The sequence below is a fragment of the Bacillus safensis FO-36b genome (assembly GCF_000691165.1).
Classification (GTDB): domain Bacteria; phylum Bacillota; class Bacilli; order Bacillales; family Bacillaceae; genus Bacillus; species Bacillus safensis.
In genome coordinates this window covers 14,581-41,427 of record NZ_ASJD01000011.1, presented here as the reverse complement: position 1 = coordinate 41,427, position 26,847 = coordinate 14,581, and the positions used below count along the sequence as shown (strand labels likewise).

The 26,847-nt window shown below is 42.3% G+C and carries 24 protein-coding genes; 12 read left to right on the top strand and 12 right to left on the bottom strand.

Annotation, left to right across the window (positions count from 1 at the left end):
* Positions 1 to 119: 119 nt before the first annotated feature.
* Entirely contained in the window at positions 120 to 389 is a 270-nt protein-coding gene (locus BA81_RS16685) for an excalibur calcium-binding domain-containing protein (protein WP_034283806.1), read from the bottom strand.
* Between the two features lie 184 nt (positions 390 to 573).
* Between BA81_RS16685 and BA81_RS16680 the strand changes: the two genes are divergently transcribed.
* From BA81_RS16680 to BA81_RS19465, 4 genes are all read left to right on the top strand, one after another.
* Positions 574 to 951 (top strand): VOC family protein, encoded by a 378-nt coding sequence (locus BA81_RS16680; RefSeq protein ID WP_034283805.1) that lies wholly within the window; start codon positions 574 to 576, stop codon positions 949 to 951.
* A 366-nt stretch (positions 952 to 1,317) separates the two neighbouring features.
* Positions 1,318 to 2,109, top strand: coding sequence for a septation ring formation regulator EzrA (locus BA81_RS16675; RefSeq protein ID WP_034283804.1), 792 nt, complete (start codon positions 1,318 to 1,320; stop codon positions 2,107 to 2,109).
* Positions 2,110 to 2,175: 66 nt separating this feature from the next.
* Positions 2,176 to 3,303 carry a hypothetical protein gene (locus BA81_RS16670; RefSeq protein ID WP_034283802.1) on the top strand — a complete coding sequence of 376 codons (1,128 nt, stop codon included), beginning with the start codon at positions 2,176 to 2,178 and terminating at the stop codon, positions 3,301 to 3,303.
* Between the two features lie 16 nt (positions 3,304 to 3,319).
* Positions 3,320 to 3,565: a DUF2651 family protein gene (locus BA81_RS19465; protein WP_080701244.1), complete on the top strand. Its 246-nt coding sequence runs from the start codon at positions 3,320 to 3,322 to the stop codon at positions 3,563 to 3,565.
* 35 nt (positions 3,566 to 3,600) lie between these two features.
* On the opposite strand, the gene BA81_RS16665 is transcribed toward BA81_RS19465, so the two are convergent.
* The 4 genes from BA81_RS16665 to BA81_RS16650 all read right to left on the bottom strand — a co-directional run bounded on the left by BA81_RS16665 (position 3,601) and on the right by BA81_RS16650 (position 8,546).
* Complete coding sequence (locus tag BA81_RS16665) at positions 3,601 to 5,349, bottom strand: methyl-accepting chemotaxis protein (RefSeq protein ID WP_034283800.1); 1,749 nt, start codon at positions 5,347 to 5,349, stop codon at positions 3,601 to 3,603.
* A 101-nt stretch (positions 5,350 to 5,450) separates the two neighbouring features.
* On the bottom strand, positions 5,451 to 6,572 hold the full coding sequence (locus BA81_RS16660; RefSeq protein WP_034283799.1) for a mannitol-1-phosphate 5-dehydrogenase: 1,122 nt from the start codon (positions 6,570 to 6,572) through the stop codon (positions 5,451 to 5,453).
* A gap of 1 nt (position 6,573) precedes the next feature.
* Positions 6,574 to 7,008, bottom strand: coding sequence for a PTS mannitol transporter subunit IIA (locus tag BA81_RS16655; RefSeq protein ID WP_012008933.1), 435 nt, complete (start codon positions 7,006 to 7,008; stop codon positions 6,574 to 6,576).
* Positions 7,009 to 7,103: 95 nt separating this feature from the next.
* The gene (locus tag BA81_RS16650; RefSeq protein WP_034283798.1) at positions 7,104 to 8,546 is read right to left on the bottom strand and encodes a PTS mannitol transporter subunit IIBC; all 1,443 of its coding nucleotides are present in this window, start codon (positions 8,544 to 8,546) and stop codon (positions 7,104 to 7,106) included.
* A 507-nt stretch (positions 8,547 to 9,053) separates the two neighbouring features.
* Between BA81_RS16650 and BA81_RS16645 the strand changes: the two genes are divergently transcribed.
* From BA81_RS16645 to BA81_RS16635, 3 genes are all read left to right on the top strand, one after another.
* Positions 9,054 to 10,688, top strand: coding sequence for a copper resistance CopC/CopD family protein (locus BA81_RS16645; RefSeq protein WP_034283797.1), 1,635 nt, complete (start codon positions 9,054 to 9,056; stop codon positions 10,686 to 10,688).
* A gap of 15 nt (positions 10,689 to 10,703) precedes the next feature.
* Positions 10,704 to 11,318 (top strand): YcnI family copper-binding membrane protein, encoded by a 615-nt coding sequence (locus BA81_RS16640; protein WP_034283794.1) that lies wholly within the window; start codon positions 10,704 to 10,706, stop codon positions 11,316 to 11,318.
* A 190-nt stretch (positions 11,319 to 11,508) separates the two neighbouring features.
* Positions 11,509 to 12,105, top strand: coding sequence for an NAD(P)H-dependent oxidoreductase (locus BA81_RS16635; RefSeq protein ID WP_034283793.1), 597 nt, complete (start codon positions 11,509 to 11,511; stop codon positions 12,103 to 12,105).
* Between the two features lie 44 nt (positions 12,106 to 12,149).
* Here BA81_RS16635 and BA81_RS16630 read toward each other — a convergent pair whose 3' ends face one another.
* The 3 genes from BA81_RS16630 to gabT are packed head-to-tail and all read right to left on the bottom strand — an operon-like array spanning position 12,150 to position 16,245.
* Complete coding sequence (locus BA81_RS16630) at positions 12,150 to 13,544, bottom strand: NAD-dependent succinate-semialdehyde dehydrogenase (protein ID WP_034283792.1); 1,395 nt, start codon at positions 13,542 to 13,544, stop codon at positions 12,150 to 12,152.
* Complete coding sequence (locus BA81_RS16625) at positions 13,519 to 14,907, bottom strand: APC family permease (RefSeq protein WP_034283791.1); 1,389 nt, start codon at positions 14,905 to 14,907, stop codon at positions 13,519 to 13,521. The genes BA81_RS16630 and BA81_RS16625 overlap by 26 nt, the downstream gene beginning before the upstream one ends.
* Positions 14,908 to 14,928: 21 nt before the next feature.
* Positions 14,929 to 16,245 (bottom strand): 4-aminobutyrate--2-oxoglutarate transaminase, encoded by a 1,317-nt coding sequence (gabT, locus tag BA81_RS16620; RefSeq protein ID WP_034283790.1) that lies wholly within the window; start codon positions 16,243 to 16,245, stop codon positions 14,929 to 14,931.
* A 109-nt stretch (positions 16,246 to 16,354) separates the two neighbouring features.
* Here gabT and gabR point away from each other — a divergent pair, with 109 nt between their 5' ends.
* Positions 16,355 to 17,779 (top strand): MocR-like transcriptional regulator GabR, encoded by a 1,425-nt coding sequence (gabR, locus tag BA81_RS16615; protein ID WP_034283789.1) that lies wholly within the window; start codon positions 16,355 to 16,357, stop codon positions 17,777 to 17,779.
* 31 nt (positions 17,780 to 17,810) lie between these two features.
* Here gabR and BA81_RS16610 read toward each other — a convergent pair whose 3' ends face one another.
* On the bottom strand, positions 17,811 to 18,122 hold the full coding sequence (locus BA81_RS16610) for an ArsR/SmtB family transcription factor (RefSeq protein WP_034283858.1): 312 nt from the start codon (positions 18,120 to 18,122) through the stop codon (positions 17,811 to 17,813).
* A gap of 317 nt (positions 18,123 to 18,439) precedes the next feature.
* On the opposite strand from BA81_RS16610, the gene BA81_RS16605 reads away from it, so the two are divergent.
* The 4 genes from BA81_RS16605 (at position 18,440) to BA81_RS16590 (ending at position 23,319) form a co-directional block, all read left to right on the top strand.
* Positions 18,440 to 19,306, top strand: a complete 867-nt coding sequence (locus BA81_RS16605; RefSeq protein ID WP_227001700.1) for a TetR/AcrR family transcriptional regulator — start codon at positions 18,440 to 18,442, stop codon at positions 19,304 to 19,306.
* A gap of 16 nt (positions 19,307 to 19,322) precedes the next feature.
* A complete protein-coding gene (locus BA81_RS16600) occupies positions 19,323 to 20,759 on the top strand; it encodes an MDR family MFS transporter (protein ID WP_034283786.1) in 1,437 nt (478 codons plus the stop codon).
* 174 nt (positions 20,760 to 20,933) lie between these two features.
* Positions 20,934 to 22,310, top strand: coding sequence for an aspartate kinase (locus tag BA81_RS16595; protein WP_034283784.1), 1,377 nt, complete (start codon positions 20,934 to 20,936; stop codon positions 22,308 to 22,310).
* 163 nt (positions 22,311 to 22,473) lie between these two features.
* Entirely contained in the window at positions 22,474 to 23,319 is an 846-nt protein-coding gene (locus BA81_RS16590) for a GAF domain-containing protein (protein WP_034283782.1), read from the top strand.
* A gap of 258 nt (positions 23,320 to 23,577) precedes the next feature.
* Here BA81_RS16590 and BA81_RS16585 read toward each other — a convergent pair whose 3' ends face one another.
* Genes BA81_RS16585 through BA81_RS16575 form a run of 3 tightly spaced genes read right to left on the bottom strand, consistent with a single transcriptional unit; the run spans position 23,578 to position 26,841 of the window.
* Positions 23,578 to 24,912, bottom strand: a complete 1,335-nt coding sequence (locus tag BA81_RS16585) for an MmgE/PrpD family protein (protein WP_034283781.1) — start codon at positions 24,910 to 24,912, stop codon at positions 23,578 to 23,580.
* Entirely contained in the window at positions 24,903 to 26,060 is a 1,158-nt protein-coding gene (locus BA81_RS16580) for an amidohydrolase (RefSeq protein ID WP_034283779.1), read from the bottom strand. Before BA81_RS16580 ends, BA81_RS16585 begins: the two co-directional genes overlap by 10 nt.
* A gap of 34 nt (positions 26,061 to 26,094) precedes the next feature.
* Positions 26,095 to 26,841 carry an amino acid ABC transporter ATP-binding protein gene (locus tag BA81_RS16575; protein WP_025093644.1) on the bottom strand — a complete coding sequence of 249 codons (747 nt, stop codon included), beginning with the start codon at positions 26,839 to 26,841 and terminating at the stop codon, positions 26,095 to 26,097.
* Positions 26,842 to 26,847: the final 6 nt, after the last annotated feature.

Here is a 26,847-nt window from a genome sequence, read left to right as displayed (position 1 = left end):
CCCACTTTGTATCGATTTTTGAAACTATCTTTATTTTAATATAAAGATGAAGCTGGCACAAAGGGACGAGTTTGATCCCATAGAAAAAAGACCTTGTGACAGGTCTTTTTCACATGTGCTTAGCGTTCACACGCAATGCCGTCTTTATCGCGGTCAAGCCGCATATTTTTTTGATAAAGTGCTTTTGATACATAAGGCTTGTACTTTGTTTTTCCGCCTTTGTTTTTCGTGTTTTTGCTTTTTGCTACGCCGCCTTTATATACTTTGTTCAGCGCTTTGCAATTTTTGTAAGACTTGACCGTTTTTGCATCTGCTGTGTGGGTGTCGACTTGTGTAAAGCTTAGTAAAAGAACTAAAGACAAGACAGCCACCATGATTTTTTTCAACATGTAAGATCCCCCTATTTTTTCTAATTTTACATTTTTATCATATGTCACCATTTTTTGTTTTTCAAGACTATTGAGCTAAATATTTTGATTTTTTTGGCACGAAATACACCTTATATCCTATATGGTACAATGAGTGGGAAACCTTTCCGTTTTTGACACGTATATGAAGAGAGGAGTTTTTCACATGAAAATGAAATATACCATTTTATATGTAAACGATGTGGAGGCGAGTATTCATTTCTATCAGCAAGTACTCGGTTTCCCAATAAAATTGAGGGTTGAATCCTATGTTGAGTTTGATACTGGAGACGTGACGTTATCAATTAATTCACGCCAAGATGTCAAAGAAGCACTCGGATTGCCTGTCCCTGAAGCAAATCAAGCGTCTCACACGTTTGAAATTGGCTTTGTTGTGGATGATGTGGAGCAAACGATTGCATCAATGAAGGAAAAAGGGGTTTCGATCATCAAAGAACCTGCAAAAAAACCATGGGGTCAAACGGTCGCTTATGTGTCTGATCCTGATGGTCATTTCATTGAAATATGTGATGCGGTCTCCTAATGGGCTTTGAAGGGAGTGAATCAGAATGAGAAAAAAACATGCTTTTTTCGCCGGTGTTTGCTCAATGATTGTGATTTGCAGTGCTTTTCATAGTAACAATAAGTGATGTATTCAAGAGTAACGATAGATACCTTCCTAAATGAGACTAGCACTAACTACCAATGTGGAATGAAAAGAAATTTTGTTATTGTCTAAGCTTCTCACTTTCTTTGCACTCTACACAAATATGTGTAAATCATACTTAAAGTCTTTCAAAATATATAAGTAAAAATAAACCTTAAAATAACCTTAAAATTGAAAATATGGGTTTAAAGGGCAGTTTTTTTATTGTATATTTTACTTATAAATTTGAAGGGAGATTTTAGTATGATAAATAAACAAACGTTTAAAACTGTTTTATGTTCTACACTTTTAATTACTGGTATTGGGTTTTCTCAGCAATCTTTTGCTGCAGAATCAAATTCTTTAGAAAAAGAGGCAATAAAACAACACAAAATATCAGGAATGAGCGATAAAGAAATTACTGAATTAATTAAGACCGCTAAAGATGATCGAAAATTCGCTGAAACTAAAGGGGACGAATTATACAAAAAAGATCAAAAAGAGTTCAAACAGCTTGAAACTTCAGGACAAATTGACAAACTTTATCCTAAATATAAAGTAGAGAAAAATAAAATATCTGCTTTGTCTACTAAAAAATCTATGGGCACAAAGGGAGATGTATTAGTTAGTTATGAAATTAACTCTGGAAGCGCCTCAATAGGAGTTGGACATGCAGCAATTGTAGCCCAAAACAGCTCAAATACTGTAGAATCTTGGGCTAAAAGTTATAGCCCAAAGAAGCAAGATGGTGTGAGAAAATACCCGAATACATGGAATACGAAGAAAAAAGTTTATGGTTTATGGGTTAAAGGTTCTTCTAACGCTAAATATATTGGAGCAGCTAAATATGCAGAAAAACAAGCATCAAATAAAAAACCTTATAACTGGAATTTTTTAAACAAAAACACTACTAAAAGTTTCTATTGTTCACAGCTTGCATGGAGAGCATGGAAGAATCAAGGCATAGATATTGATAATATCAAATGGGATACTATTGTCACTCCAATGGAACTTGTAAAGTCAAATAATACTAAGATTTTTAAACATAACAAATAAAATAATTAACTCAAAACAATCGTATTTCTTATACGGTTGTTTTAGTCTTTAAGGAGATGTCTATAAATGTTTAGTAAACGTATCTTTTTAAGTATATTTGTTATTTTAATTTTATCAGCTTGTACAGCCAATAATTCAGAAAATAACCCAAAAGAGAAAAAATTCACCAAAATGAAGGATACATCATTTATTATTTCTCTGTCCAATACATTAAAATCCGGTACTGAAATAATTTACTTTGATAGTAAAGGAAATAGTATAAAAGATAGTTTATTGAATTCTGGTTATAGTATTATATCCAGCACACAAAGCAAGGATAATATTTATTTTAATAGCAGTCGAAGTAATGATTATTTTACCATAAACAAAAAATCAGGTTCACTAAAAGAAGGTAATTTAAAAAGTATGTCAAAAACAACAGAAGATGAAGGATCTTTCTTTATTAATGCTAGCAACTCATACGTTTTTAAAGATATAAATATCGGTTATACAGATAAAGGGTATGAGAGCGAATTTATTTATTGGACAGACAACAACGATGATAAAAAACAACATATAAAGTTAAAGGGGATGCTCAACTCTGCAAGGTTAATAGATGGGAAATTTTATATACTTTCCAACTATGACGATGAATACTTATCCATAAAAGTTCTTGATCCAAATAACAATAAAATTATTTCGGATAAACGTATTCCAAATAAACAGATTTATTTTATTGAAGGTAACGAAAAAGATGCATTTAAAGAGTTAGACTCTGATACAATAGCTTTAGCCCTAACCGATACGGTTAACCAAAATGAAGAATCTAAAATTTTATTAATTAATAAGTCTAATTTAAAAATAAAAAAAGAAATTACAATTAATCAAAAATCTTTTTCTCCAACACAAATTGAATTACTCCATGATGGTAATATTGCTATCCCATCCTCTGAGGGCAAAGTATTAATCTATGATAAAAATTTTAAGTTAATAAAATCTTTTGTTATGAAAGATACAAAAGAAGAACAATATCTCCAAAACATTCAATACTCTAAAGATAATATGTATGCGTTTTTCAAGTATCCTACTCAAAAAAAACAAAATGTGATAGGACATGTAGATATATATAATTTAAAGAAGGGAACATTAACTAATTCCATCGATATTCACTCAAAAAAAGATTGGGAAACGGGACGACTTGAATTAATTCAGTAATAAGGGGGATAACCTAGTGGGATCTATTGTTTTATTAATTATTTTCGTCTTGCCAATATTGTCGATTCTAATTGGAATATTAGGTACACGTATCTTTAGAAACATATGGATTTCTCCTCTTGTTTCTCTTGTCTTAAGTTTGGTGTTTTGGTTTACTTTAGCAGAAGGAAACTTCTCTTTTTTATTTTGGGTAGTTTGTTACACTGTTATTTCCATAATCTCTTCTGTTATAACATTTATCATTATTAAAAAATCTTCTTAATCAACAGGACCGGAAATCATCCGGTCCTCTTTGATTTACAGACGATAACGCGCAATGTCCTGATTCAATCGCATGCTAAGCTCATTAAGTCTTTCTGCTGCTTTTGCCACATTAGAAATGGCTGTCACTTGTTCGTCTGTGGATGCAGTAATTTCTTCGATCGCCGCCGCATTTTCTTGAGAAACATGTGCTGCGCCGTGCATGGCTTTTGTGATGAGGTCGTTTTGCTCCAGCAGTGTATTCAGCTCTTTTGCCATCGCGTTTGTTTCAACGATGGTTTGTGAAATCAATGTAGAGATGGCATTGAATTCATGTTCTGTTTTATGCACTGCTTCATCCAGCTCGGCAAAACGATCCATTGTGCTCGACATGATGCCGGCTGTTGCCGTCGTTTCTTCTTTAATGCCTTGAATCATTTGCTGAATTTGAACGGCTGATTGCTTTGTCTGTTCAGCTAAATTCCGCACTTCACTCGCCACAACTGAGAAGCCTTTGCCATGCTCTCCTGCACGTGCTGCCTCAATACTTGCATTCAGTGCCAGTAAATTCGTCTCATTTGAAATGCTCTCAATCGTATCTGTGATTTGAGAGATATCCTGTACTTTTGTACTTAACTGCTCGATTCCTGCTCTAATGCCTTGAGAAGCCTGAATCGATTGTTCATTCGATTGTTTTAATTGCTGTACGATTTGCTGGCCCTGCTGTGATGATTGACTCGATTGGTCGGAAATCCGTTTAATTTGATCACTCTGTTCTTTGACATTCTCAATCGATTGATTAAACTGGGTCATTTGTTGATTGGCTTCTTCAAGATCAGATGCTTGATGAAGTGTTCCAGTCGAAATGTCTCCGATGGCTCGTCCAATTTCTTCACTGCTGGCTGAGGTTTCTTCAGATATCGCCGATAAATCTGTCGCTGATTCAACAAGCTGACTGCTCGTTTCCTGTAAACCGCTCACCAGCGTTCTGAGCTCTCCTGACATATGGTTAAAGCCTTTTGCCAGCTGTCCGATTTCATCCGTTGTTTCCTTTAAACTCGTGCGTTCAATATTCCCCGCCGCAATTTCCTTTGAAGCAGCAGTGACTTGCTTCAGCAGTCTGACTTTTCCTCGAGCAGCTAAATAAAAGACGCCTAGACTCAGAAGGGCGACACCCGCTGTAATGAGAATAATATAGAGCTTCATCTGCTCTAATTCTTTATAAAATTCGTCCTGGAAAACAGCGATACCTACACTCCAATTCCACGGTGTAAACTGGCTCATATAGGCGAGCTTTTCTTTTTCTTCGCCCGTTGCATCGTCCTTATCCATATAGGTCACATAGTGTGCATCCTCACCTTTTGCATTGGCGCCAGCGACCATTTTTTGACGATTGGTCGTGTTATCTGGAATGACGCCGATGTCGTTGACCGGATGAACCTGGGTAGAATAGTCAGTGCCATAAGCGATCAGATAGCCTTTATTTTTATAGATAAAATCTGATTTTTGAGATTGGTATCCCTTCCCGTTGTCATTTTTGGGCCCGCTCAAGTAAAGCCGGGCTTGTTCTTGCGCCTGCTCAAGCGTCAGTTCTTTTTTCTCCACACGGTTATTCAACTGTTCAAGTGTGGCCATCGCTCCGCTGACGATGTGCTTTAAATCTGCTTTCCCTGCATCAATTAAGACATGTTTCGCTAACAAATACCCTGTTGTTCCAACTAGTCCGCCCGTTAAAATCGTGATCACGATAATGGCAGACATTAATTGAAAAAAGACACTTCTTGACGCAAACGCTTTCTTTTTCATGTACAAATTCCCCCTTACTTTATATATCGTCAAGCAGGGAAAAGTATTAAAAAAGTCATAGAAAAAATCCCTTTCGCACGTTGGAAAGGGATTTTTTCTCATTATCGAGCTGTTTCTTTCAGAATGGCTTGATAAAGATCGTCTGATGGTGAGAGTCCACATACCTCTTCCAGCACACCTTCAATGCCTTTTTCTTTTCTTAATGCCTGCAGACGAACAGCTTCTTCGTCTTCAGTAAAGTCGTAAGCCAAAGCTGCCACAATGCCTTTAATTAAATACTGTGGCTGTCTGATTTTTTTCGCTGGACCGATTAAACGGTCATTTGCTCCAAGCTTTCTAAGCGGAGAACGTGCGACGCGCGTGACTTCATCAGAGATAAAGGCATTTTCAAATCGTTTGATGATTTTTTGAATATACGCATCATGTTCTTCTTTTTGAAAGCCATAGGTGTCGATTAAATAACTGCCCGTTTCGTGTAGTGCACCTTCGACCACTTGACGAATCTCTGGTGTATCGACAGCTTCTTTAATCGTTTGAACGCCTTTTTCGTACCCGACATAAGCAGCTAGTGCATGTCCTGTGTTGACAGTAAAGAGCTTACGCTCAATATAAGGCGTTAAATCTTGTACAAAGGTCGCTCCATCGATCTGAGGAACGTCTCCAATAAAGCCTGTCTCATCAATGACCCACTCGAAAAATGGCTCGACTGATACTTTCAAAATGTCCTCATGGTGCTGAATGGGGACAATGCGGTCAACCGCAGCGTTTGGAAAACCAACTGTGTGTGACAGCGCTTCTTGTTCATCAGCTGTTAGATGAGAGAAAACAGCTTCCTTTAAATGAGAGCTGCCGCCAATCATATTTTCACACGCCACAATGTTGATGATATGATCAGACTTTTTCTGTTTTAAACCTTCAGCAATCGATGAAGCAATGATGTTCAAAACAGCTGGTCCAACAGCTGTTGTAATGAGGTCAGCTGTTGCAACTGCCTCAGTTAATGCAGCTGGATCTTTTGCGGAATTGATAGCGGACACTGGACCGACTACTTCTTGCTGCTGCCCTGGAGCTGCGAGTTCCACTGTGTATTCTTTTTTTTCATTCAGCTCGTTGATCACCGCTTCATTTACATCGGTAAAAACGAGCTCAAAGCCTGATGCTTTTAACAAAGATCCGATAAATCCTCTGCCAATATTGCCTGCTCCAAAATGAAGTGCCTTCATGTTAGTTCACCTCGTTAAAGATGGCGATCAGTTCATCCTGATCCTTTGCATGAATGATACGCTCTACGTTTTCTTCCTCTGAACAGACAATCGCAATTTGAGAAAGAATATCGAGATGCTCATTATTTTTACCAGCGATACCAAATACAACTTTGGCAATATTCCCCTCGCCATATTCAACGCCATCTGGAATTTGGATAATGGAAATTCCTGAATGAAGGACAGCCGCTTTCGCATCCTCTGTTCCATGAGGAATGGCAATTCCGTTGCCCATAAATGTAGAAGAAATATTTTCTCTTTCAAACATTTTGTCCACATAATCACTTGTGACATAACCGTTTGCCACTAAGACTTCGCCTGCTTTTTTAATGGCTTCTTCTTTAGAGCCCGCTTGTTCGTTTAGAAAAATATTGTCTTTTGAAAGTACTTGTTTCATGAAAGATCACACACCTTTTTTAGAATGGAAAATCAGAAAACAACCAAAACGGGGAGTTCAATTAGGAAAAATTGGACTCAACCCGTTTCGTCATGTTATTTTTTCAATTTCTCAATCAGCTCATCGTATTTCGGGCTGTTTAAGAAATTATCAACTGAGATATGGACAGCTCCTGGCAGTTTTGCCTTGGCTCTATCTGTTAAATCTTTATGAGTAAAGACCACATCGGCATCATCTGGGATGTTGCTGATGGATGTATTTGTTACATCAATATCTAGCTCTGCCTTTTTGACTTTATTCTTTAAAACGGACGCACCCATCGCACTTGAGCCCATTCCTGCATCACAGGCAAAGATGATTTTGTTCACGTTATCTGGATTGATTTCATCTGGAGATGCTGCTTGCTCGCTTGCTTCAGCACCTTCTTTTTGTGCTGTAAGAGCAGCTGCTGCTGCACTTTTCTTGCCTTTCATGTCTTGCATTTTTTCAGTTGCTGCTGTTAAGTCTTCGTCCACTGCTTTAGACGCTTTCAAAATGACAGAAGCGACAAGGAACGATACAACAGCTGCCACGACAACACCTGCTAGAACAGCAAGGTGGCCGCCTTTTGGTGACATGAGCATAAGAGCGATGATACTTCCTGGTGACGGCACAGCCTTTAAGCCTGCATTTAACAGTGTAAAGGTCAGAACGCCGCTTGCTCCCCCAGCAATAACCGCCAAAATGAGCTTTGGCTTCATTAAGATGTATGGGAAGTAAATCTCATGGATTCCCCCTAAAAATTGAATGACAATCGCACCCGGTGCAGACTGCTTTGCAGTCCCTCTCCCAAAGAACATGTAGGCTAGAAGAACACCTAGACCTGGTCCTGGGTTTGTTTCAAGCAAGAACAGAACGGACTGGCCTGTCTTCGCCGCTTGCTCCACCCCTAATGGACCTAAAATTCCTTGGTTAATTGCATTGTTTAAGAACAATACTTTCGCTGGTTCAATGAAGATACTTGCCAGCGGAAGTAAATGTGCATTGACAATGATATCTACACCTGCCGCAAGGGCTTTATTCAGACCTAGTACCACTGGGCCGATTGCGTAGAAAGCAATGGCGACTAAAATGGCACCTAGAATACCTGCACTAAAGTTATTAATCAGCATTTCAAAACCTGATTTGATTCGGTCTTTAAACAGCTGGTCGATTTTCTTAATGAGATAACCGCCAAGCGGTCCCATGATCATTGCGCCTAAAAACATTGGGATGTCCGAACCGACAATAACCCCAATCGTAGCGGTTGCACCGAGTACCCCGCCTCGATGGTCATATACGAGCTTCCCGCCTGTGTAACCGATTAAGAGCGGCAGCAAGTAGTTGATCATTGGACCAACAAGTGTATTTAATTGTTCATTTGGAAAATAACCACTTGGAATGAATAATGCGGTGATGAGTCCCCAAGCGATAAACGCTCCAATATTCGGCATGATCATACCGCTTAAATAGCTTCCAAAGCGCTGTACTTTTACTCGAAATCCGCTTTTTTCCTGCATCTATGAAAACTCCTTTCTTCTCTCCCTTTATTTAGGGCTTTATAGGTCAAAAGATATAAGAACAAGATTCAGTGAAGCCCTTATGCCTATCGTAAAACGCTTTCACTTTCTCTTCAATTGAAACTAAATGTCACTTTGTCACATAGTGTGTGACAAAATTGAAAAATGATGTGAAAATACCTTCAGATCCCAATACAAAAGGAGCGAAAAGGTTGATCTGCCGTTGTTTTGAAACAAAATTCATGGGAATTTCACAACTTTCAAATGGTCTCTTCTTGTTTCCTCTTCTTAAATCGAATAGGCTTATAATTGATCAAACCTATTCAATTAAGAAATGTCTGCGCAGACATGACACAGAAAAAGTGAACCATCTTGCTGTTTGTTTCGTTTACCTTTTAAAGAGGGCGGTACAATAGGAAGAGCGGTTTTTTCTGTGACTCACAGTTTACTGCCGCTTTCTTTCTGATACATGAGACATTTTCATAGGTAGAAAGGCGGTTATTCACCTTGTTTAAAAATAGTAAGTGGCTTCTGCTTCTTATGGTCATGTTCGCTTTTTTCATTCCAAAGGAAGCATTCGCTCACGCATACGTCGTGAGCTCGAACCCAGCAGCAAATGAAGAGCTGGATCAGCAGCCTCCTTCAGTCTCGATCACATTTAGTGAAGGAATTGAAAGCGGCTTTCATGCCATTAAGGTGTTAAATGCAAAAGGTGATCGTGTGGATAAAGGAGATACGGTCATTAAAGATCAAAAGATCATGGAAGCAGCTTTAAAAAAGAATTTACCAAAAGGGATTTACACCATTCAGTGGAATGCGGTATCAGCGGACGGACACTCTGTCTCTGGCATGATTCCGTTTAGTATTGGAAAAGCGGATGGCGGTTTTGACCAATTAGAGCAAGGCCAAACAGATGAATCCATAGATATGGCTTCAACTATTGATAAAGCCTTTCTTTATACGTCATTCAGCTTATTCCTTGGGACCATTTTGTTTGGACTGCTTTGGTTTAAGAATACGATTTCACCTGTATTGGAGAAACGAATGAAGCGGCTTTTGACCGTGTCATTGATCATGATGGGCGGAGCACTTGTGTTCCAGCTGCCGATTCAGACAAAATCAGCGGCAGACGTGTCCTTTTGGGGGGCATTTCAGCCTTCGCTTTTACAAGAAACGATTGCGTCCACTTCTGGCGGTAGTCTTTGGATGATGCTTATGGCGTCATTTGTTCTTCTCACCATCTGGACGATTGTGGCGGTGAGAAAAGGGGATTTCTCTTCTTTTCGAGTTTGGCTGTTTCCACTGCTTCTCTTCATAGTGCTTCTTTGGCTGAAGGCACAAATCGGACATCCAGCCGCAACAGACAATAAAATACTCACAACATCACTTGATTTCATCCATCTCGTCTCTGCTTCGATTTGGGTCGGTGGTTTAACAGCCATTGTCCTTCTATTAATGAGGAAACTGCCAAATGAAGATCAGCCGCTCATTCGGAGTACGCTAGCAGCATTTCATCCTTGGGCACTGCTCTCTGTTGGACTCATTGTGTTTTCAGGATTTGTGAATGCGATCTTTATTTTGCAATCGTTTGACGCTCTTTTCCAATCAGCATACGGACGCACCTTTTTAATCAAGCTTGGTTTATTTATCATCATGGGCCTTCTTGGGCTTATGCATTACTTGATGCTGAGATGGGAAAAGAAGCAGAAACGCAGCATTTCCTTACGAGCTGAATGGATGTTCGGGATCGCCATTTTGTTATTAACGGCTGTCTTTACCAATATTCCGAGCCCTCCTCCGCCTGCACCAGAGCCCTTCTTTGGCGCAAATCAGGTCGAGCATCGTGATATTGTGTCCTTGAGCATTACTCCGAATGCCCCGGGGAAAAACTCATTCGAAGTGGCATTTACAAAGAAGAATGGCGAAACGATCACTGATATTCAATCTGTAACAGCCAAGATCCATAAGGTGGCTTTATTCGGTGATGAGACACCGAGTGAATTTCAGCTGAAACGATTAAAAAATGGTCATTTCTCTGCTGAAAATCTCTTATTAAATGAAAAAGGCACATGGAAAATTGAAATCCATGCGTTAACTGGTTCTTTTAAGAATATCGATACCACATTTATTAGAAGAAACTAAAAGGAGTTATCACATATGAAAAAATACGTTAAAGCTTTATTACCAATGCTTCTCGCTTCATTTTTATTGGCGATTCCTGTGAGTGCGCACGTAACAGTCAAGCCTGATACATCTGCGACAAATGCTTGGGAGACCTATACATTAAAGGTTCCTTCTGAGAGTGACAGCCCGACGACTAAGGTTGTCGTGACAATTCCTAAAGGCGTAGAATTCCAGCAATATGAGCCAGTACCTGGCTGGAAAACATCAACTGAAGAGAAAGATGGCAAGGTAACAAGAGTGACTTGGGAAGCAACAGGTAAAGGTGTGCTTGCTGGACAATTCCAGCAATTCGTTTTTGTAGCGAAAAACCCTGAAAAAGCAGGGGAAGCTGCTTGGGATGCGTATCAATATTATAAGGATGGAACAGTCGTTGAATGGACTGGCGATAAAGATGCTGATAAACCTCATTCCATCACAAACATTGTGGCATCTAATACTGTAACGGATTCACATGGCCAGGAAAAACCAATAGAAGAAAAGGCCTCTGAAACAGCCACTGCTTCTTCCTCACCACTTGTCCTTGGTCTGTCCATTGCTGCTCTAGTCGTGGCACTGATAGCACTTGGACTTGCTTTTAGAAAGAAATAAAAGCTGTATGAGCGATCGTTTTCTTAGAAACGATCGCTTTTTCTTCCTTTACACATGTACAAATCGCACTGTTTACTTTTATGACGATCAATTATTTTCCATTTTCCCAACTTGTTATTACCAATATAGGATTGAATAGGATAATGCCGCGTGACATAATGAGACAGATGACCACATAGGAGGCTATGAGATGAACCATGTAATCATATTTGCTCATCCCCAGCAAAGCTTAAATCAAACCTTATTAGATCTTGTTGTGAGCACTCTATTGAACAATGGTCATAAAGTGACTGTTCGTGATGTCTATGCCCTAGGTTTTTCGCCAGAGCTCACCATTGCAGAAAAGGCTGCCATCAAATGCGGTGATGTCCCAATCGCTATTCAAAGAGAGCAGACGCTGATTCAGCAAGCGGATGTGCTGACGTTTATTTTTCCAATATGGTGGACAGGCTTGCCGGCTATGCTAAAAGGATATGTAGAACGCGTCTTTTCTGAAGGTTTTGCTTATCAGATCAGTGAGGATGGAGAGATTGAAAATCTGCTTCGGCACAAAAAAGGTGTCATTATCAACACCCACGATGCACCGAGGACTTTTCTTAATTCCAATAAGATTTCCACCTCCTCCCATCACATGACAACCGATACTGAAGTCTTCAATTTTATTGGCGTTCAGCCTGTCGAACGGCTTTTGTTCAGCAGCATGGAGCAGGCATCTGCAGATTACATACATGAAATTTTGAAAGAAACGAAAGAAACGGTGGATCAGCTTTTCCCGCCTGCTGTATAACATAAAAAAGACTGCCGAGATTCCTCTGACAGTCTTTTTCACGTTTATTCGTCTAAACCAATGGATACATATTTTGTTTCTAAATAAGGCTCGATCCCTTCGATGCCGCCTTCTCGCCCAATTCCGCTTTCTTTCATACCGCCAAAAGGTGCTTGGACAGCCGATGGACCGCCATCATTCCAGCCAATGATCCCATAATCGAGATGTTCTGAAATGTAGAGTCCGTTCCGATAATTTTCTGTAAAGAAATAAGCTGCAAGGCCAAAAGGTGTATCGTTGGCTAATTCAATTGCCTCGTCTAACGTTTTGAATGTCGTAATAGGTGCCACTGGACCAAAGGTCTCTTCATGCATAATGTTCATCGAAGGGTCCACATGTGTAAGAACCGTTGGCTGGACAAAATAATATGATTTGTCATCGTCGAAATGCGTATCGCCGCCGACAAGAACTTTCGCCCCTTTATCCACTGCATCTTGAATTTGGCCGACAATTTTATCAAAACCGCGCTTGTTGATAATTGGACCGATGGATGTGCCTTCTTCAAAGCCATTTCCTACTTTCAGCTTTTCTACTTCTTTGCTGAATCTTTGCGCAAATGCTTCATGAATGTCTTCATGCACAATTAAGCGGTTGGCACAGACACAGGTTTGCCCTGCGTTCCGAAACTTAGATGCCACTGCTTGTTTGACAGCTAGTTCAAGATTCGCATCCTTGTCTACGATGAGCGGAGCATGACCGCCAAGCTCCATTGATACGTGTTTGACTGTACTGGCACTGTTTTTGATCAGGTGCTTCCCGACGGGCGTTGAGCCTGTAAACGTGATTTTTCGAATCAATGGACTATCTGTGAAGATTTCACCCACTTCTTTGCCATCTCCCACAACCCATTGCAGTGCATCCTCTGGAATGCCGGCTTCATGACCTAATTTTACTAGTTCTATAGCTGTCAGCGGTGTGTCTTCAGCAGGTTTTACAATAAACGTACAGCCTGCTGCAAGCGCAGGAGCTGCCTTTCTCGTAATCATCGCCGCAGGGAAATTCCACGGAGTAATGGCAGCAACAGGACCAACTGGCTGTTTTGTGACGAAAAGGCGTTTGTTCGTCGTATGTGACGGGATGGTTCTGCCGTAGATTCGCTTTGCTTCTTCTGCGTACCATTCAATATAACCAGCCGCATAGACGATTTCTCCTAATGCTTCTTGATACGGCTTTCCGTTTTCTTCTGTGATGATTTTTGCAAGCCTCTCTTTATGCTCAATCATCAGATCAAACCACTTGCGAATGATATTGGCACGTTCATGTGCTGACGTTTTTGCCCATGATTTGAATGCTATATGTGAGCGGGAAATTGTGTCTTGGATCTGTTCTTTTGTATGCTGAGCAACTGAAGCAATTTCTTCTCCTGTTGCAGGATTATACACTTTGAGTTCGTTTGTCATGCTCTATCGTCTCCTTCGTTCTTGGATTCATTACATATAGTATATACCCAATGAGTACCCAACCTAAAAGCAATATCCATTCAGCTGGCCAAGATAAGGAGGCCGGCATTCCTGGAAAGTAAAATGAAAGGAAAAGAAGACTCAGTCCGATAGCTAAAACACCTGTCGTCCGCCAATATTTTATGCGATATGGACGCTCCAGCTCAGGTTCTGTTTTCCGAAGTCTCATAAAGGCAATGGACACGATTAAGTACCCGACGATGATTCCGACACCGCCCGCATTGACAATCCATACGAGGGCAGGGCGCCCTAGTAATGGAGCGAAAAAAGCTAAAGCTCCAAGAAATAAAATGGCATTTGTCGGTGTTTTATACTTTGGATGAATATACGCAAACCATTTGGAAATCATACCTCTTTCCGCCATAGCATATAGAATACGGCTTGCACCGATAATAAAAGCATTCCAGCTCGTCACAATCCCTGCTACACCGCCAATAACCAGCACTGTTCCAAACGCTTGATGACCGAGAAGCTGAACCATCGCATCTGCTGTTGCTAATGAAGAGGCTTCAAGCTGTCCCTTTGACATTCCAGCAGCTACCCCAAAAACAATAAGCAGATAAAAAATGACCGCACTCACGATGGAAATAATCAAGATTCTCCCAATAATTTTTTTTGGTGCGTTAATCTCCGCCGCTACTTGCGGAATGACATCAAACCCAACGAATAAAAAGGGAATCATGACTAACACCGCCATAAGACCGCCAACACCACCTTGAAACATAGGCTCTAGGTTTGCAAAATCTCCATTAAATGTTGCGCCGCCTAAAAGGAGAAAACCTGTCAGAATAATCGCCACTGTGAACACGGACTGAAAAATGGCAGCAGGCTTCGCCCCAATGTAATTCAGCGCTGTTAAAAACAATGCACCGCCAGATCCAATCAATACCCACGTGAAATAAACGTCCCATCCCCCTATATTCCATAAGAAGCCAGCATGCTGTGTTGGAATCACATAATCAATGACGGTCGGCAAAGCGACAGCTTCAAACGTAATCACAGACACATAACCAAATAATACGCCCCATGCTGAGACGAACGCTGCTTTCATCCCAAATGCCCGCTGGACAAAAACGAGCCCTCCGCCTGTCTCTGGAATCGCAGACGAAAGCTCAGCATACGTAAGTCCGATAAAGATGACGAGAATACCGCCTATAACGAAAGCAATCACACTGCCTAAAAATCCAGCTGTTAAAATCCAATCTCCCGAAAGTACAACCCAGCCCCAGCCAAGCATTGCACCAATGGACAAAAACAGTACGTCAGACTGCGACATGGTTTTTGCCATTTGTTGTTTTTGCATACAACCATCCCCCTTTGTTGTTTAGCGTGCTTTGAAGGCGTCCTCGATGATCCCTAGTCCTTCGTGAAGCAGCTCATCTGTGATGACAAGTGGTGTTAAGAAGCGAATGATATTCCCATTAATCCCTGCCGTTAAAAGAAGCAGCCCGTGCTCATTTGCATATGCTACAATCGCTGCGGCTCTTTTCTTATCTGGTGTACGCGTTGTTTGATCTTCCACAATTTCAATTGCCGCCATTGCCCCTAACCGGCGAACTTCCCCAATGAATGGATACGCTGTTCTCCATTCATTGGCTTTGTCCTCAATGACTTGTCCAATATGTTCAGATCGTTGATTCAGTTGTTCTGTTTCAATGATATCAAGGACAGCCAGTGCAGCTACACAGCCTAACGGACTTCCTGCATATGTTCCCCCAAGCTCCCCTGGATCTGCCGCATCAAGCAGTTCTTTTCTGCCAACGACTCCGCTCAGCGGTAAGCCAGCTGCAAGAGATTTTGACACAGTAATTAAGTCCGGTACCACATCAAAGTGCTCAATCGCAAAGTATTTCCCTGTTCTTGCAAAACCGGTTTGGATTTCATCTGCAACAAAGACAATCCCGTGCTGCTGACAGAAGGAAGCGACATGCTGAACGAAGCGCTTCGATGGCACAATGAATCCGCCCTCCCCTTGGACTGGTTCCATGACCACACAAGCAACGGTTTCTGGTGCAACGGCTGCGACGAAGAATTGATTGAATTGATCAATGATGTACTCGTCGTAAGCAGCATCGCTTAATCCTTCAGGTTTTTGATAGTAATAAGGGTACGGTGCTTGGTACACCTCAGATGCGAATGGCCCGAAGCCAAATTTATACGGCTTGACCTTGCTCGTCATGCTCATTGTCATATTCGTTCTGCCGTGAAAACCTCTTGTAAACGACACAACAGCCTGTCTTTTCGTATATTTACGTGCAATTTTCACCGCATTTTCAACAGCTTCTGCACCTGAATTAAGAAAAATGGCTTTCTTATCATGATCCCCTGGTGTGAGATGGCACAGCTTCTCTGCCAATTCGATATACGATTCGTACATCATCACGTTGAATCCTGGGTGAATCAGGCTCTCTGCCTGTGCTTTGACCGCTTCAACAACCTTTGGATGTGAATGTCCTACGTTTAATGTGCCAATGGCGCCTGCAAAATCGATAAATCGGTTCCCATCGATATCGAACAGCTCGGCTCCTTTCCCCTTCGCTGCAAGATGACGGTTGCCATTACTCACGCCTCTTGCGACGTATTGATCTCTTTTTCCCTGCCATTCTTCGGTTGAAAAACGGTTTGTTGTCGTTTGACTCATTGTCATCCATCCCCTTTATATCCTTTTTTATTATTCTGAATATTTTTTGGTATGATAGAAAGTACCAATATCATTTTTTTCATGGTACCAGAGAGGATGGAATGATGAGATGCTGACAATTCAACTAGATCAAACAGGGCAAAACGGATATATTTATCATCAAATTTATACGAAAATTAAAGGGGAAATCTTAAACCGCAACCTTCAGCCGCATGATCAATTACCGTCCAAACGAGAGTTAGCGGGTGCACTAAACGTCAGCGTTAATTCAGTGAATGGCGCCTATCAGCAGCTGCTTGCCGAGGGATATTTATATTCGGTTGAACGCAAAGGGTTTTTCGTGGAATCACTAGAAACGTTTCATGAATCTGGTCAGCTAAAATCCTCTTCTCTTCCTGTAGATTTAAAGGAAGAACCGATTGCACGAGACGACTGGTATTCCTTTTCACATATCTCCGTCGATACAGCGAACTTTCCATTTAAAAGCTGGCTGAAAAGTGAACAAAAGGCGATCCATCTCCACCAAGATGCCTTCGGTGAGCTTCCGCATCCACAAGGTGTGTATGAGCTGAGGGAAACGATTGCCCGATTGATCGGACTTGCGCGAGGAGTCAAATGCTATCCGGAACAGCTCATTTTAAGTGCAGGCACACAGTCACTGATCCATTCGTTATCAAGCATTCTTCCAGCCGATCAAGTATACGGGCTAGAAAACCCCGGCTACCGCAGGCTCTATCAAATGCTGAAAAACAATCATCACCAAATTGAAACGATTGGCATTGACCAAAAAGGTGTGCGGATGAGCGACATTCATAAAAAACAGCCGAATGTGTTGATCATTACCCCTTCACATCAATTTCCAACAGGGGTGATTATGCCGATTTCCCGGCGTATTCAGCTGTTAAACTGGGCAGCTGATCAGCCAGACCGTTATATCATTGAGGATGATTATGACAGTGAATTTAAATATGGCACAGACAGCATTCCGGCGCTGCAAAGTCTTGACCGATATGACAAAGTCATTTATATGGGCACCTTTTCAAAATCATTGCTGCCCGGCTTGCGGCTAAGCTATATGGTGCTGCCTCAGCATTTATTGAGACGCTATAAGGAGGAACAGCATTTTTTCATTCAAACAGCTAATCTTTTTACACAATACACCCTTCTTCATTTTATAAAAGATGGGGCGTATCAACGGCATATTAAACGAATGAATGGTTTATATGAGGAAAAACGGAAGCAGCTCATTGAAGAGCTCAATACGGTTTTTGCTGACAATGTGCGGATTATTGGGGAAAATGCCGGGCTTCATTTTATTGCAGAGTTTCGCTCAAATCGAACGCAGCATGAGATTTTACAGCGAGCGAAAGAAAGAAAGCTGAAAATGTACGGAATGGATCGCTTTACCCTTGATGAGCAATTGCCGGGGCATCAGCCAGGCTTTGTTCCGCTCGTCCTCGGCTTCTCACATATGAAGCAAGAGGATATTCAGCCGGCAGTAAAACGGCTGTATGACGCCATTTTCGGGAAATAAAACAGCCAGCTGCCCTTCACAGACAGCTGGCTTACCACCGCTTTTTATCTATAGCTAGAATCGATGACATGAGTCCAGGAAAAGCGGTCTCGATGTCTTCTTTTCTTAAAGAATAGTAACGGTGCTTCCCGTCAATTCTCACTTTCACGACGCCTGCCTCCCTCAGCACTTTGAAGTGATGGGAAAGCGTGGATTTGGCAATATTCATCTCATACGTGCCGCATGTCCTCTCCCCCGCCTCTGCTAAGCAGCGGACAATTTCTAACCGGATTGGATCAGCCAATGCGTGCAGCACAGAAATCAGTCTCATATCTTCTTTATTTGGATGGTTTGGATTCGTCATACAATAAATGTATCGTATTTTGTGCCAACATACAATCTCATTCACCTGAAGCTGACGGTCAAGTAACGATATGGCTTCACAAACGTCTATGAGTAATGAGACTGCTTTGAAGAAAGACATTTTGGTCATCGAACTTCACGGCAAAACAAAAATATATACCGCACATGCGGAAGGATAAAATACCTGTCATGCAGACGGGTATTTTTTTAAGTTCATTTTCTTGTCTTAGGGCATTGGTTTTGTTATCATAGCAAAAGTGACCACTCGGTTTCCATTGTGACCCTATGGTTTCGCCGATTCGGAAAGGACTTATGAAGATGAACGAAAAGCAAGAAGAGATTTTGCGGGTTTCAAAGAAATTATTTTCTCAAAAAGGCTATATGAGTGTCTCCATGCAGTCAATTGCCGATGCCTGTAAAATATCAAAAGCGTCTATTTATAAACTGTTTGATTCAAAGGAAGCTCTTCTATTAGAACTGATTAAATACAATCAGCGCAAAATGAGAGAGATTTCCCGCATCATTCATTCAGAAACGACGCTGTCCAAAAAGGAAAAATTCACAAAGAAGATCAAGCTTGAGCTTGAAGAGTTTAAAGAGAATCATAAATTTTTGAACATGCTGTCCTTTGAAGCTTTTTCTCAGCATTCGCCTATTGTCATTAAACACTTACGCGAGACACGCTCCATTATCATGCAGCGGCACAGAGACATAATTTTGAGCACATATGGTGAATCTGTCGCTCCTTATGTCTGGGATCTCGTGATTGTTCTCAATGGATTAATGAGAGAATTCATCTTAATGCTGGCGATTGAGCACAAGAACATCAAATTAGAAAATGCTGCCGAGATGATTATCGGTGTGATGGACCGTGTATCGAAAAAACCTTGCTCAATTGAGCCTGTGTTAACAGATCAGCTGATGGAATCTTATTTGTTTTCCTCACAGGACGGATATGATGAAGAAAAACTTGTCATCTCGTACTTAACGAAGATCAAACAAGAGCTTCACGCACTGTCAAACGGAGAAGAAAAAGACGATCTCCTCTCTGCGTATGAGCTGCTCAATCAAGAATTATCAAAGAATGAACCGAGAACCTTTTTAGTCAGCTCACTGCTCGATTATTTAGGCAAAAACAGCGTTTTATCACAAAACGTGTCACAGCTCAAAAACATCATTTTATAGATAAAGAAGGGATAACATGAACCAATCAACTACATCGTATAATCGATCTGTGATTGTTGGGATTTTCCTCGTTGGGGCATTCGTTGCGATTTTAAACCAAACGCTTCTCATTCCAGCAATCCCGCATATCATGGAAGATTTCAATATTGAGGTCAGCAAAGGACAGTGGCTTACAACAGCCTTTATGCTGACAAACGGGATTCTCATCCCTATTACGGCTTTCCTCATTGAGAAATTTTCAAGCCGTTCTTTAGTTTTAACGGCACTTAGCATCTTTACAGCCGGTACAATTCTTGCTTCATTTGCAACAAATTTCCCGGTGTTACTTGCTGCGCGTATCGTGCAGGCAGCCGGTGCAGGGATTTTAATGCCGCTGATGCAAACGATCTTTTTAACCATTTTCCCGAAAGAAAAACGCGGGCAGGCAATGGGCATGGTCGGACTTGTCATTTCGTTCGCACCTGCACTTGGGCCAACACTTGGCGGCTGGATTGTCGACTCCTTCAGCTGGAAGTTCTTGTTCTATATTGTTCTGCCAATCGGTATCATTGATCTCATTCTTGCTTTCTTCTTAATGAAAAATGTGACGCAGCAAAGAGAGACACGTATTGATGTCTTATCTGTCATCTTGTCATCGTTCGGTTTCGGCGGGCTGCTTTATGGATTTTCTAGTGTCGGCACGTATGGATGGACGAGTGCGACTGTTCTCATTTCGCTGATTGTCGGCGCTGTGAGCTTGTTCTTCTTTATCCTGCGCCAGTCGAACTTAACAAGACCGATGCTTGAGTTTGGTGTATTTAAATTTGCGATCTTTAGCTTAACAACCTTCCTTGGGATGCTTGTCTTTGCTTTATTGATTGGTACAGAGACGATTCTGCCGCTTTATACGCAGAATGTCAGAGGGCTGTCTGCACTTGATACAGGGCTTATCTTATTGCCAGGTGCTCTCTTCATGGGACTCCTGTCACCGATTATTGGACGGATTTTTGATAAAGTCGGCGGAAAAGGGCTGGCATTAGGCGGTTTTACGATACTCACCGTTACCACCCTGCCGTTTATGCTGCTCACCCTTGATTCATCAATCGCCCTCATTACGGTCGCCTACACGCTTCGCTTAATTGGGGTTGGGATGATCATGATGCCGTTGACAACCGCAGGTATTAACTCTTTACCGCCTCATTTGATCCCTCATGGGACAGCGATGAATAACACGATGAGACAAATAGGCGGTTCCATTGGAACGGCTGTGCTTGTTTCCATCATGAGCACCTCTGCTGCAAATGCAGAATTGGCCAATCCATTAAAATCGGCCGTTCATGGAATGAATACGTCATTCTTCATTTCTGGTGTGATTGCGGTCATTGGACTCGTCCTCTCCTTTTTCTTAAAGGAAAAAAAACGTGAGAATAAAGTGATGAAGCAGGAGCTATCTTCCTCCTCGTCTTCTTCATAAGAAAAAGAGCTCGGCATATGGCCGGCTCTTTTTTCATATACTCATACAATATCGTCCTCTCTGAAAACACATTTGTATTTCTAGTAAAGAAAAACCTTGATAATTTAAGGAAAAGAGTTGATAATAGGAACTATTCAATTTGTGAGAAAATTTTTACTATAGGAGATGTATGCATTGAAGGTCGTTAAATTTGGTGGCAGTTCACTTGCATCTGGCAAGCAGCTGCAAAAGGTATTTGACATTGTAACAGCAGATCCAGCTCGAAAAGCAGTCGTTGTTTCCGCACCAGGAAAACGGCATTCAACGGATACGAAGGTCACCGATCTATTAATTAGCTGCGGTGAACAATATTTACGTTTAGGCGAAGCACATGATTTAAAGGAAGCAGTCATCGAGAGGTATGCCTCAATAGCGGATGAACTCGGATTAGGTCAAGACATTATCGATACCATCAGGCAAGATCTAGACACATTATTACAGGCTGATTCATCCCGCCCTGAGTGCTATCTTGATGCCATTAAAGCAAGCGGTGAAGACAATAACGCTAAGCTCATTGCCGCCTATTTCCGCCACCAGGGTGTTGAAGCTCATTATGTGAATCCAAAGGAAGCTGGTTTGTTCGTGAGCGATGAGCCTGGCCAAGCGCAAGTCCTGCCGGAGTCTTATGATCATTTGTACAAATTAAGAGAGCGCTCTGGCATTATTATATTCCCTGGCTTTTTTGGCTTTAGTCTAGCGGGAGACATCGTCACCTTTTCGCGAAGCGGCTCCGATATTACCGGCTCCATTTTGGCGAACGGTTTGAAGGCAGATGTATATGAAAACTTTACAGATGTCGATGCTGTCTATGCCGTCAATCCAACAATCGTTCATGAACCGAAAGAGATTACAGAGCTGACATACCGGGAAATGCGCGAGCTGTCCTATGCTGGTTTTTCTGTGTTCCATGATGAAGCACTTATTCCTGCCTTCCGTGCAGGTATTCCAGTTCAGATTAAAAACACCAACAACCCGTCGGCAAAAGGGACAAAAATCGTAAATCAGCGGGATCATACAAATGGACCTGTTGTTGGAATTGCCTCAGACAATGGATTTTGCAGCATTTACATTAGTAAATATTTGATGAACAGAGAAGTTGGTTTTGGACGTAAGGTGCTGCAAACATTAGAGGAATACGGGCTTACGTATGAGCACGTACCTTCTGGCATTGATGATATGACCATTATTTTACGGCAGGATCAGCTGGAGGAGCAGCATATTGAAGAGGAGCTGCTAGACCGCTTGAAGCTCGTGCTTGATGCAGATGAGGTCGTTTTAGAGCGAAATCTCTCGCTGATTATGGTTGTAGGAGAAGCGATGCGTCATAATGTTGGCACAACAGCAAGAGCGGCAAAGGCGCTGTCAAAAGCGAAGGTCAATATTGAAATGATCAATCAAGGCTCTTCAGAGGTCAGCATGATGTTTGGCGTCAAAGCGGCGCAAGAAAAAGAAGCTGTCCAAGCCTTGTATGAGGAATTTTTCTCCATGTCTACTGTCCCTGTCTCTCTTTAATCAGCAGACTGCCAGATCTTTGGATCGGCAGTCTTTTTCATCTCGACGATCAGAGTGTTTTTGCGCATTAAAGTGTATCTATTTCTTGTTTGATTTTGTATGATAGAGACACATCAACTATACGTTCCGGCCTATGTTCGGAGCTACAAGGAGTCCTAAAACAATGCCTCGTCAACAACTATTAAAACAGTTTCGCAATTTTCATGATGCTTCTACTAGTATTTTAAACATGATGAGTCAATTCATTGATGTGAATACACTGTTTATTGCTAAAAATGATCAAAACACCAATCAGATTGTAAAGGTGCTAAATCATGACGAGCAGCTTCTTGAAGAAGGAGAAGAACTTCCTTACGAAAAAACATTTTGCAAACTGGCGGTCGATCATCAGGATACACTTGTGATCCCTGACATTTCGAGGGATGACCGTTCTAAATACTTAGAGGTCACGAAACACCTTCAAAGCGGCTCGTTTATTGGGGTTCCCATTGATTTTACAGATGGGACGAACTACGGGACGATTTGTGGACTTGATTTGAGGCCGAAGCAGTTCACAGAAGAGCATGTGTATATGTTTGAAACGATGGCTTCTTTATTAAGCTACGTTCTCGAACTAGACCGTGCTAACCGGCAGATTAAGCAATTGTCTGTACCGATCGTACCTGTTGTTGATGGTGTCGCCGTGCTTCCTCTGCTTGGTGATATCGAAGAGACACGTGCTCAGCATATTTTGGAAACCATTTTACAGGAAAGCTACAGGCTGTCGCTCTCTCATTTGGTCATTGATGTATCGGGAACAAAAAGCCTGAATGAACAAAGCATTCAATATTTGGTCAGCTATGCACAAACACTGAGACTTTTAGGAATTTCGGCAGTTTTAACGGGCATTAAGCAAGACCTTGCTTTAAGTGCGATTCAATCCAATATATCGTTTAAAGACATCACCATCCGGAAAGACTTACCACAGGCACTTGCTCATATTGGATTGACGTTTACCAAGAATGAATAAATTATGATTTTGTGACTCCATAAAGAAAGGCTCATCTCAATGGATGAGCCTCAGATTGTTGACAAAGAGCTAAAATGATCTCTATTTTAGCTCTTTGTCTTCTTTTCAGCGTGATAGAAAACCTTTGCAGTCTAGGATGGACGAGTACCGGAGCGGAGCGAATGAAACATTCGTGAGCACCGGCACGCGGACTGACAACGAATGCGAGGGTTTGTCTACACGCTGAGGCTCATCCCGATGGATGAGCCTCATTCGTGATCATACCAAAAGCTGCAAAAAGGAAGAATCGTTCCCCTCTTCTACTGCCTGCCGCATAAGCTGGGCATGAGAATCGTCTGTCACACTGTTTAATTTTTTCATGATATCATCTGTCGATAGCGCGTGTCCGGGTGCTCCCTGCGGAACATCAACACGTTTGCTGATGGTGGTGCCGTCAGATAAGGTGAGCTTCACAATCGTAAAGCGGCCTTTTGGAACAGCATCGGAATGAGGTACAATCGTTTGATCATATCCTCTGCTTACCCGCTTCATCCATGTCCGCATGTCTGATGGAATGGTTTTTTTCGTAAAGGCATCCAGCGTAAGCGTCTGTCCAAACACTGCCAGTGCGATGACGTATTCGACACTGAAACGTCCTTCTTCTCCAGTCAAAGGTGTCTGCTCAATAAGTGCTGCATCTCCGCCTGGCGGGAATATGACATCGATCTGTTTCACCTGCTCCGGCAAGAAAGCCCGCTCTTTCGTTAAAGATTGGATCGCATCTGCTGCATGGTGGGCTGCTGAGCAGAATGGATATACTTTGAACCACAGCCCCGGTGAAACGATACGCCATGTAGAACCATAGCCCTCTAGTAAACGGCTTTCCGCAAGTTCCAGATCTCCATAGAGTGAAAAGAAACCAAGTGCGCCATCAAGAACCGAGTCATTCCCGCCAAAACCTGAACAAGCTAAGTCCATAGACCAAACGGCTGTTTTAGCAGCTAAGCCGGCTTGTAATGGTTTCATATCAGAGCCAAATTGCTTCCGCATTCCGGCTGATTGCGCTCCGGCAAAGCCGATTGCTTTCATCAGTTCTTCTCGTGTGACCTGTTTCAAATAACCAATCGCACACACTGCCGCAATGGCTCCGAGTGTTCCTGTATTATGCCAGCCCCGCTCATAATGCGCCTTGCCGATCGATTCGCCAAGTCTTGCCATCACTTCAACACCTGTGATGTAGGCAGCTAAAAACCGCTCGCCATACCCTTTGCCGTCTGTCAGCTGTGATAGCAGCGCTGGAATGATGACCGCGCTCGGATGTCCTCTCACATCTGAGTGAACATCATCATAATCAAGGGCATGGATGAGGTAGCCGTTCAGCATCGCTGCGGATTGGCGGCTCACCTTCTTTCCTTGTCCAATGACAGGAATCTGAGCGGTTCCGCCTTCCTGTTCAACAACCTGAATCAGCTTCTGAATCCCTTCATCCCCTTTCGCAGCAAGCGCTGATGCCGCAGCGTCTAACAGTGCATTTCTCGCCATTTGAATGGCCCGTTCATCTTGAAGCGGATCAGCAGAAAGCACTGCTTCTGCCAGTTGTTTTGTTAATTCCATGATCGAGACTCCAATGCCCGAACGGCAAGCTCAGCAAAGAAGGCAGCGGAAACTGGAAGTGCGTCTTCATTTAATGTAAACGCAGGGTGATGCCACTCCCTCGTTCCACTAGTCCCCATCCATACAAAAAATCCTGGAATGCGTTCTTGATAAAGAGCAAAATCTTCTCCGCCCGGTGACTGCTCTGCCTGCACAACATGTAAGTCAAGCGAGCCAGCCGTTTCTTCAACCACCTTTGTCAGACGCTCATCATTCATGACAGAAGGCAAATAAGGATGCCATCTCACTTCAGCCTCTGCTCCAAAACCTTCTGCAATCCCGCTGACGATTTGTTTCATAAGCTCCGGAATCATCGCTCTTACTTCAGGCTCAAACGTCCGAACGGTTCCTTCCATCTCAACACGGTCGGGTATGACATTCCATGATGTACCGCCTTGGATGCGTGTGATACTGACAACCGCATGATGCAAGGAGCTGATGCGGCGGCTGACGATTTGCTGAAGGGCGCTTGTGATCTGCCCGCTGATGGCAATGGGGTCTACCGTGTGATTTGGAATACCGGCGTGGCCACCCGTTCCTTTAATATCGATTTCAAACCGGTCCACACTCGCCATCAATGCTTTTTCTCTAATGCCAATCGTGCCAACTGGCAGGTCAGGTTTGTTGTGCATACCGAAAATTGCATCGACTCCATCTAAAACGCCTGCCTCTATGACGTGTTTCGCCCCTTGAGCAACTTCCTCAGCCGGCTGGAACAAAATACGGACCGTTCCTCTGATTTCGTGTTTCCGCTCTTTTAATAAAAGAGCCGAACCAAAAATAGAAGCTGTATGGAAATCATGACCGCATGCATGCATTTTACCCGGTACCTTTGAAGAAAATGGTTCGCCAGATGCCTCTTCAATCGGAAGTGCATCAATATCGGCTCTCAGAGCAATCGTCGGTCCCTCTTGTTCTCCCTTGATTTCACAGACAACACCTGTTTGAAGTGCCGGGATATCAAGCACAGTAATCCCTTCTTCTTCTAACCAGCGGCGCAGTTTCTTTGTCGTTTCATATTCTTCAAACGCCAGCTCTGGATGCTCATGAAGCGCTCGGCGAATATGAATCAAACGTTTGTTTAAATCTTCATTTCCTATTGATTTCACTAGACACTCACCCCTCTAAAGAATAAAAAGCAGCTTATGCTTCTTCAGCCGCTGCTTCTTTTTGGATAAATCGTTTCGTCCGTTCATTCTTCGTTTCATCAAATAGCTCAGTTGGCGTCCCCTGCTCGATAATATGACCATCCGCCATGAAAATCACATGGTCTGCCACTTCTCTTGCAAACGCCATTTCATGTGTGACGATGATCATCGTTGTTTCTTGGATCGCAATGGATTTAATGACTTGAAGCACACCTGAGACAAGCTCTGGGTCAAGCGCAGACGTTGGTTCATCCAGCAAAATCGCATGTGGATCAACCGCTAACGCGCGGGCAATCCCAATTCGCTGCTGCTGTCCGCCAGATAACGTGACTGGATAGCTGTCAGCCTTTTGTTCTAACCCTACCTGCTTCAGCAGTTTCATACCGATTTCATTCGCCTGCTGCTTCGTCATTTTTTTCGTCACAAGCAATGATTCTGTTATGTTTTGCAGTGCTGTCTTGTTTTTAAATAAATTATAGTTTTGAAACACCATGGCCGTTTGTTGACGCAGGTGATGGGCTTCTTTACGTGAATATTTGGACGCATCGAGCCTCGCATCGCCAATTTCAATCGTGCCTTCATCAGGCGTTTCTAATAAATTTAAACAGCGCAGCAAAGTGGATTTACCGGAGCCAGAAGGTCCGATAATGGCCACAACCTGCCCTTTTTTCACGTCGAGATTGATTCCGTCTAAGACGACAAGGTCGCCGAATGATTTCTTCAAATTGGTGAGCTTGATCATGTCCAC

Coding starts and splice junctions, on each gene's coding strand:
- BA81_RS16685 (WP_034283806.1), bottom strand. CDS start 389: ATGTTGAAAAAAATCATGGTGGCTGTCTTGTCTTTAGTTCTTTTACTA.
- BA81_RS16680 (WP_034283805.1), top strand. CDS start 574: ATGAAAATGAAATATACCATTTTATATGTAAACGATGTGGAGGCGAGT.
- BA81_RS16675 (WP_034283804.1), top strand. CDS start 1,318: ATGATAAATAAACAAACGTTTAAAACTGTTTTATGTTCTACACTTTTA.
- BA81_RS16670 (WP_034283802.1), top strand. CDS start 2,176: ATGTTTAGTAAACGTATCTTTTTAAGTATATTTGTTATTTTAATTTTA.
- BA81_RS16665 (WP_034283800.1), bottom strand. CDS start 5,349: ATGAAAAAGAAAGCGTTTGCGTCAAGAAGTGTCTTTTTTCAATTAATG.
- BA81_RS16660 (WP_034283799.1), bottom strand. CDS start 6,572: ATGAAGGCACTTCATTTTGGAGCAGGCAATATTGGCAGAGGATTTATC.
- BA81_RS16655 (WP_012008933.1), bottom strand. CDS start 7,008: ATGAAACAAGTACTTTCAAAAGACAATATTTTTCTAAACGAACAAGCG.
- BA81_RS16650 (WP_034283798.1), bottom strand. CDS start 8,546: ATGCAGGAAAAAAGCGGATTTCGAGTAAAAGTACAGCGCTTTGGAAGC.
- BA81_RS16640 (WP_034283794.1), top strand. CDS start 10,704: ATGAAAAAATACGTTAAAGCTTTATTACCAATGCTTCTCGCTTCATTT.
- BA81_RS16635 (WP_034283793.1), top strand. CDS start 11,509: ATGAACCATGTAATCATATTTGCTCATCCCCAGCAAAGCTTAAATCAA.
- BA81_RS16630 (WP_034283792.1), bottom strand. CDS start 13,544: ATGACAAACGAACTCAAAGTGTATAATCCTGCAACAGGAGAAGAAATT.
- BA81_RS16625 (WP_034283791.1), bottom strand. CDS start 14,907: ATGCAAAAACAACAAATGGCAAAAACCATGTCGCAGTCTGACGTACTG.
- gabT (WP_034283790.1), bottom strand. CDS start 16,245: ATGAGTCAAACGACAACAAACCGTTTTTCAACCGAAGAATGGCAGGGA.
- gabR (WP_034283789.1), top strand. CDS start 16,355: ATGCTGACAATTCAACTAGATCAAACAGGGCAAAACGGATATATTTAT.
- BA81_RS16610 (WP_034283858.1), bottom strand. CDS start 18,122: ATGACGAATCCAAACCATCCAAATAAAGAAGATATGAGACTGATTTCT.
- BA81_RS16605 (WP_227001700.1), top strand. CDS start 18,440: ATGAACGAAAAGCAAGAAGAGATTTTGCGGGTTTCAAAGAAATTATTT.
- BA81_RS16600 (WP_034283786.1), top strand. CDS start 19,323: ATGAACCAATCAACTACATCGTATAATCGATCTGTGATTGTTGGGATT.
- BA81_RS16590 (WP_034283782.1), top strand. CDS start 22,474: ATGCCTCGTCAACAACTATTAAAACAGTTTCGCAATTTTCATGATGCT.
- BA81_RS16585 (WP_034283781.1), bottom strand. CDS start 24,912: ATGGAATTAACAAAACAACTGGCAGAAGCAGTGCTTTCTGCTGATCCG.
- BA81_RS16575 (WP_025093644.1), bottom strand. CDS start 26,841: ATGATCAAGCTCACCAATTTGAAGAAATCATTCGGCGACCTTGTCGTC.